This window comes from Arthrobacter sp. Y3221157, assembly GCF_059089865.1.
Genome location: NZ_JBNHFD010000126.1, coordinates 1 through 6,558, shown reverse-complemented (window position 1 = coordinate 6,558; position 6,558 = coordinate 1). Strand labels below are relative to the sequence as shown.

Annotated in this window: 5 protein-coding genes and 1 pseudogene; 1 reads left to right on the top strand and 5 read right to left on the bottom strand. The window is 70.2% G+C overall.

Going from position 1 to position 6,558, the window contains the following annotated elements; genetic code table 11:
- Nucleotides 1-240 (top strand): annotated as a pseudogene (locus AC5RTT_RS19170) (nucleotidyltransferase family protein); the annotation flags it as partial.
- On the opposite strand, the gene AC5RTT_RS19165 reads toward AC5RTT_RS19170, so the two are convergent.
- From AC5RTT_RS19165 to AC5RTT_RS19145, 5 genes are all read right to left on the bottom strand, one after another.
- Complete coding sequence (locus AC5RTT_RS19165) at nucleotides 229-870, bottom strand: uracil-DNA glycosylase (RefSeq protein WP_494146516.1); 642 nt, start codon at nucleotides 868-870, stop codon at nucleotides 229-231. The pseudogene AC5RTT_RS19170 and the gene AC5RTT_RS19165 overlap by 12 nt on opposite strands.
- A gap of 13 nt (nucleotides 871-883) precedes the next feature.
- Nucleotides 884-1,864, bottom strand: coding sequence for an aldo/keto reductase (locus AC5RTT_RS19160; RefSeq protein ID WP_494051728.1), 981 nt, complete (start codon nucleotides 1,862-1,864; stop codon nucleotides 884-886).
- A gap of 79 nt (nucleotides 1,865-1,943) precedes the next feature.
- Nucleotides 1,944-4,766: a molybdopterin-dependent oxidoreductase gene (locus tag AC5RTT_RS19155; RefSeq protein WP_494146515.1), complete on the bottom strand. Its 2,823-nt coding sequence runs from the start codon at nucleotides 4,764-4,766 to the stop codon at nucleotides 1,944-1,946.
- 3 nt (nucleotides 4,767-4,769) lie between these two features.
- Nucleotides 4,770-5,702, bottom strand: coding sequence for an FAD binding domain-containing protein (locus AC5RTT_RS19150; protein WP_494146514.1), 933 nt, complete (start codon nucleotides 5,700-5,702; stop codon nucleotides 4,770-4,772).
- On the bottom strand, nucleotides 5,693-6,558 hold an 866-nt coding region (locus AC5RTT_RS19145; protein ID WP_494146513.1), incomplete at its 5' end, for an XdhC family protein. The genes AC5RTT_RS19150 and AC5RTT_RS19145, both read right to left, overlap by 10 nt.

The following is a 6,558-nucleotide window of genomic DNA, read 5'->3' as shown; positions in this document are numbered from 1 at the left end:
GCCGCCGCCTACCGCCCCCCGCAGGCGCCCGACGCCGGCCTGCCGCCTGCGCTGCGGCGCGGTCATCCCCTGCTCATCGATGCCTCGCTGCGGAAGGCGGTCCGCGCAACGGTGACGGGCGACGCCGGGGCGCGCACCTTCCTAAAGTCGCATCCTGAGCTGGTGGACGAGGTGGATTGCAGCGACCAGTCCACCGGCGGGGACGTGGACACCCCGGACCAGTTGGGCCTACTCCAGTAGCAGTTCCTGCAGTCCCTGCTTGAAGCCGGTCCGGCCGCCGTGGGACGGGTGCCGGATTTTGGGCACGTCCAGGCCGGCCTGAAGCAGGCTGCGGTGCGCCACATTGCCCACGGCCACGAGCCTGCGGATAGCGAACAGCTCAGCCAGCGCCTGCCAGAACGGCGTCCCCAGGGCTGTTTCCGCAGGCCGTGGCGTCCGGTTGGTCTGCGGCTGGCCGGGCCGGTGCGGGTGCCAGGGGAAAGCGCTCCACAGCAAGGGCAGGAACTCGAGCTCGGCCAGGACCTGCCACATCACGGTTGCTGTCGGCTCGGCCGGGACACCCGCAGCATCAGGCGGCAGGACGTATCCCGTGCCCGCGCCGAAAAGGCCAAAACTGTTGGCCGGTCCTTCAAACATGGTCCGGTTGGTGAACGGGACCCCGGTGATGCGCATGCCGCGGAAGCCGGGCGCTTCGCCCACCAGAAGCACGTCCGGCGAGAAGTCCAGCATTGCCGAAAGGTACAACCGCAGGTTCGCCCGGCGAACTGCATTAGCGGGCACCGAGTGGTCGAAAAAGTTGGTGCATCCGGGCCCGGGCTCCGCCGCAGCAAGGGCCGCGACGAACCTGTCGAGGCCTGCAGCGGGACTCATCAGGCAGCGGACCCTACCAGCGCGGGTGGATGGCCTCGCGGAAGTAGTGGTCGTAGATCCAGCGGACGCCGCCGTCGAACTCCTCGCTGATGGGCACTGACGCAGCAGCGGCGTTCGCCGCCGCCTGCTCAACGTTCCGCGCGCCGGGGATCACGGTGGTGACGCCGTCCTGCGCGGCGATCCACGCGATGGCCGCCTGCGCCGTGGTGGCCCCCGCGGGTACCAGCTGCTCGAATTCCGCCACGGCCTTCAACCCAAGCTCGTAGTCCACGCCGGAGAATGTTTCCCCGACGTCGAAGGACTCGCCGTTGCGGTTGTAGTTCCGGTGGTCGTCCGCGGCGAACGAGGTCTCCTTGGAGTACTTGCCGGACAGCAGGCCGGAGGCCAGCGGCACCCGGGCGATGATGCCCACGTTTGCGGCCTTCGCGGCGGGGAGTACCTCGTCCAGCGGCTTGAGCCGGAAGGCGTTCAGGATGATCTGGACGGAGGCCGTGCCTTCATGCCGGATCGCCTCGAGGGCTTCGTCCGTCCGTTCCACACTGACGCCGTAGTCGCGGATGGCACCCTCGGCCTTCAGTGTGTCCAGCGCGTCGTAGACCTCGGCGTTGCTGTAGACGGGCGTGGGAGGGCAGTGCAGCTGGACAAGGTCCAGGGTGTCGGTGCCGAGGTTGGTCCGTGAGCGGTCCACCCACTGGCGGAAGTTCGCGAGGGTGTAGTTTTCCGGAACCTGGTCCACCCGGCGGCCCATCTTGGTGGCCACGGTGATGTCCAGCCCGGGGTTGTCCGCGAGGAACTTCCCGATGGCCTGTTCGCTGCGTCCATCACCGTAGACGTCCGCGGTGTCGAAGATGGTGACGCCCGCTTCCACGGAAGCCGCCAGGATGGCCTGCGCCTGGGCGGGGTCCACGTTGCCCCAGTCAGCGCCGAGCTGCCACGTACCCAGCCCCACGACGGACACGTTCCGCCCGGTCTTGCCTAAAATCCGCTGTTCCATCCCTCGACTATATGCAACGCAGGGCCACATCCGGTCCAAGGATGTCGCGCCGGAGGGTATTTTGTGACCCCGCGTCGCCTCAGGACAGCACGCGCTCGGCAGGCACCAGCCCCGCTTCCTTCAGCCCCAGGTAGATCCGGTCCCGGGCGATGGGCAGGGACGCGAACCGCACGCCGGTGGCGTTGCGGATGGCGTTGGCCAGGGCGGGTGCCACGGGGTTGAAGGGGCTTTCGCTCATGGATTTCGCGCCCAGCGGCCCCAGGGAATCGTTGGTCTCGGCGAAGTACACCTCGCTTCGCGGCACGTCCGCGAAGGTGGGAATGTGGTACTGCCGCAGGATGTCCGTGGTGACCCTGCCGGCGTCGTCCACTACCACTTCCTCGTACAGGGCCGCGCCGATCGCCTGGGCAATGCCGCCCTCGATCTGGCCGCGGCACTGGCGGGGGTTGACCACCACGCCGGCGTCGGCCGCCTGCACGCTCTGCAGGATCTTCAGCTCGCCGGTCCCGCGGTTCACCGCAACCCGGAAGCCGTGGACGTTGAACGCCACGGAACGCGGCGTCCCGCCCCAGCGGCCCTCGGCAGCAAGTTCGACGCCGGCTTCCGCGGCCGCCTGCGCCAGTTCCGCCAGGGCCAGGGGCGTCCCGTCGATCACCACGGCGTCACCGTCAAGGACGCACGCGGCGGCCTGGGTCTGCCGGATGCCGGCCGCGAAAGCCCGGATGCGGACGGCCAGTTCCTCGGCCGCCGCCAGGGTGGCCTTCCCAGCCACCACCGTGCCGGCCGAGCCGAACGCACCGGTATCGTGCTCGATCAGGTCCGTGTCCGACTGCCGTACCGCCACCCGCGAGGCCTCGGTGGAGAGGGCGGTGGCGGCGAGCTGGGCGTGGACCGTGGTGGTACCGTTTCCGAACTCGGCGGTTCCGACGTCGGCCTGGTAGGTCCCGTCCGGCAGGAGCCTCAGCCGGGAGTGGGCAAAGTGGCCGCGCGGCGGGACGGTGTCGATCATGGACAGCGCCGCACCTTCCCCGGTCAGCCAGTCCGGGCCCAGCTCGGCCAGGCCGGCGGCCCGGTAGCGTTCGCGGCCCCGGTCCAGCGCGTCACGGACCAGGTCGAGGCACTGGTCCAGGCCGTAGCTGCCGTAGTGGACGTCCTCTTCCGGTTCCGGCTGGGTGGACAGCATGTGGTCCCCCTCCCGGACCATGTTCCGGCGGCGGAACTCCAGCGGGTCCATCCCGATGCCCGCAGCCAGTTCATCCATGGCGGATTCGATCGCGAAGATCATCTGGCTCAGCCCGTACCCGCGGAATGCACCGGCGGGCACGGTGTTGGTATACATGGCGTGCGCGTCCACTTTCTTGTTGGCGCACTTGTACACGGCCAGGGACTCGCCGCAGCCGTGGAACATCACGCCGGGGCCGTGGTTGCCGTAGGCGCCGGTGTTGGTGAGGACGTCCAGTTCCAGGGCGGTCAGGTCGCCGGACGAGGTGGCTCCGGCCTTGAGCCTGATGGTGAAGGGGTGGCGGGTGGTGGTGGCGGTGAACTGCTCGGTGCGGGTCAGCTCCAGCTGGACCGGCCGCTGCAGCTTCAGGGCTGCCAGTGCCACCAGGTCCTCCACCAGCACCTCCTGCTTGCCGCCGAACCCGCCGCCAACGCGGCCGGCCACCACATGGACCTTGTCCTCCTCCAGCCCGAACACCCGGCACAGCGTGCGGCGGACCAGGAAGGGGACCTGGCTGGACGTGCGCACCTGGAGCCGGCCGCCATCGTCCACAGAGGCGATGGCGGCGTGCGTTTCCAGGGCGACGTGCTGGACGCGCTGGGTGCGGTAGGTCTGCTCGTGGACGAAGTCGGCGGCGGCGAAACCCTCTGCCACGCTGCCCAGTTCGGAGTGGAGTTCGGCCACCACGTTGCGGTCCGGCCGGGAGATCCGGGCAGTTGTGCCGTCCTTGTCGCCGTGCACCAGCGGCGCACCGGGTTCCAGGGCATCCTGCGGCGTAAAGACCGCGGGCAGTTCCCGGTATTCCACCTGCAGGGCGCGAACGCCCGCTTCGGCGGCAGCAACGGATTCGGCGACGACGGCGGCCACCCGCTGCCCGATGAACCGCACCACGTCATCCAGCACGCGGGTATCGTCCGGGTCGTCGGTGAACAGCTCGTGCTGGGCGGTGGAGAACGCCTGGGCCGGGGCATCCTCGTGGGTGAGGACCGCCACGACGCCCGGTACCTGCAGGGCCGCGTCCTTGTTGATAGAAACGACCCGCGCATGCGCGTGAGGCGAGCGCAGGACTTTCATGTGCAGCAGGGCCTGCTGCTGGTCCACGGGGATGTCCAGGGTGTACCGGGCGGTGCCGGTGACCACGGCCCGGCTGGCGGGGGCCGGGACGTCGTCGCCCAGCCGTCCGGGCTCGGGATCGGGCTGGCCTTCCCCGGCGATGCCGGAACCCGGGCCGCGCTGATCAGGGTGGCCGGCGTGGCCGCAGATAGCGTCACCGATGGCCCGGTAGCCGGTGCACCGGCAGAGGTTGCCCTTGAGGTTCCGGGGCAGGTTGTCCCGTTGTTCGTCGTCAAACGTGGCGGCGGTCATCACCATGCCCGCGGTGCAGAAGCCGCACTGGAAGCCCTGCCGCTCAAGGAACTGCTGCTGGACCGGGTGGAGCTCCGCGCCGGATGTGGCGGCCAGGCCCTCGATGGTGGTGACGGCGTGTCCTTCTGCCCGCACGGCGGGGTAGATGCAGCTGTGCACCGGGGTGCCGTCCACATGGACGGTACACGCCCCGCAGTCGCCGCCGTCGCAGCCCTTCTTCACGCCGAGCGCGCCCTGCTCGCGCAGGAAGGTCCGGAGGCACTGCCCCGGGCGGGGTGCGGCATCCGCTGATGTTCCGTTGATCTCGATGGCCATTGCTCAGGCCCCTTTCGAAAGTGCGTCGCGGCCGGCCTGCGGTGGAAGCGCCCGGGGTGGCCAGAAGTCTCCGGAGACCTGGAGCCCGGCCGCCCCTTCCGGTGCGGCGAGCTCGGCGCGGATTTCCTCGGCGAGCCGGTAGGTCATGTCCCGGCGCCAGGCCGGCAGCCCGTGGATGTCGTCGTGGTAGAGCTCCTGCGGTATCCCGTCGTCAAGGGCCGCCGCCAGCTGGTCCTGCTCCGGGAGACCGTCAAAGCGCAGCTGCACGGGCCGCTTTGTTGCGGCGGTGACGGTGAGGACTAAGGCGGTGCCGCCGTCGAGCCGTCCAATGAGGAGCACCCCGGACCTGCCCAGATTGCTCAGCGAGAGGCGGCGGAACGCCACCCGCGAGGCAAGGGCCGACGCCGGGAGCTGGATGCTGCGGAGCAGTTCACCTGGTGCCAGGCAGTTCTTCGTGTCGCCGGTGACAAAGTCCGCCACCGGAACGGTGCGGCTGGCGCCGCCGGCTCCCAGGATGGTGGCCACCCCGTCCAGCCCGGCGCAGAGCGAGATCATGGGCCCGGCCGGAAGCGAGGTGCACAGGTTGCCGCCCACCGTGGAGGTGTTCCAGACCTTGAAGGAGGCCACGAACGAATCGCAGCACGGCCGGACCAGGTCCAGCCCCGGCCAGGGGCGGCCCGCGGCTTCGGCTGACTCCGGGAGCTTGTAAAGCTCGGCAACGGTGCATGTCGCGGCGAGGTCGATGCCGTCATCGGAAACAGTGACGGGCTTCCAGCCGGCGGTGCCGAGGTCCAGGAGGCGGCGCAGCGGCCGGGGGCCGAAGGCGAGGCTGCCATAGGAGAACAGGACGGTTCCGCCGGCCAGCCAGGCGTCGCCGTCGCGCCATTCTGCGGGGTCGGTGGTGGGAACCACCGCCTCAATGGTGTTCATGTCCATGCGATCTCCTGTGGGGTGGCGGTGTGCGGCTGCCCGGGTGCGGGCTGCTGGTGGATGGGACCGGAGGCGTCCCGCAGCGGGATGCAGCGGGCGGCGCGGTTGCGGGAGGCGAGAAGCTCGGCGGTGATGGACACCGCCACTTCCGCCGGCGTGACGGCGCCGAGGTCCAGTCCGATGGGCGAGTGAAGTTCGGCGATCCATTCGGGACGGACGCCGGCGGCAAGCAGGTGGTCCACCCGCTGCAGGTGGCTGCGGCGGGAGCCCATGGCGCCCACGTAGGCGAGGTCCAGGGCCAGTGCCGTTTCCAGCAGCGGAAGGTCGAATTTGGGGTCGTGGGACAGCACGGCAACCACGGCGCGGCTGTCCAGCCGCCCGGCCGCCGATTCCGCGGCGAGGTAGCGGTGCGGCCAGTCCGTCACCACTTCGTCGGCCGCCGCGAACCGCGGCTGCGCGGTGAAAGCAGGGCGGGCGTCCACGAGGGTCACGTGGTAGCCGAGCAGCCTGGCGGCCGGGACGAGGGCGGCACCGAAGTCGTTGGCGCCGAACACCAGCATCCGCGGCGGGGCGAGGCGTGCTTCCACCAGGACCATCGCCGTGTCCCGGGGCAGGTCCTGGGAAAAATTGTCAGGCGGGCAGGTGCCGGGCCCAGCCAGCGGGACCACGCCCGTTCCGCCGCTGCGAAGGATGGCCTGGATCTTGCGGACGGATTCGGGATCCGGAGCGGTGCCGGGCTGCAGCAGGTTGGCGAGCCCGGCGTGTGCCTGGGCGCGGGCCGGATCTGACATTACGACGGCGCCGCTCCCCCGGGAGCCCAGCCGGCGCAACAGGGCCACGGGTTCGTCCGGGCCGCAGTCCG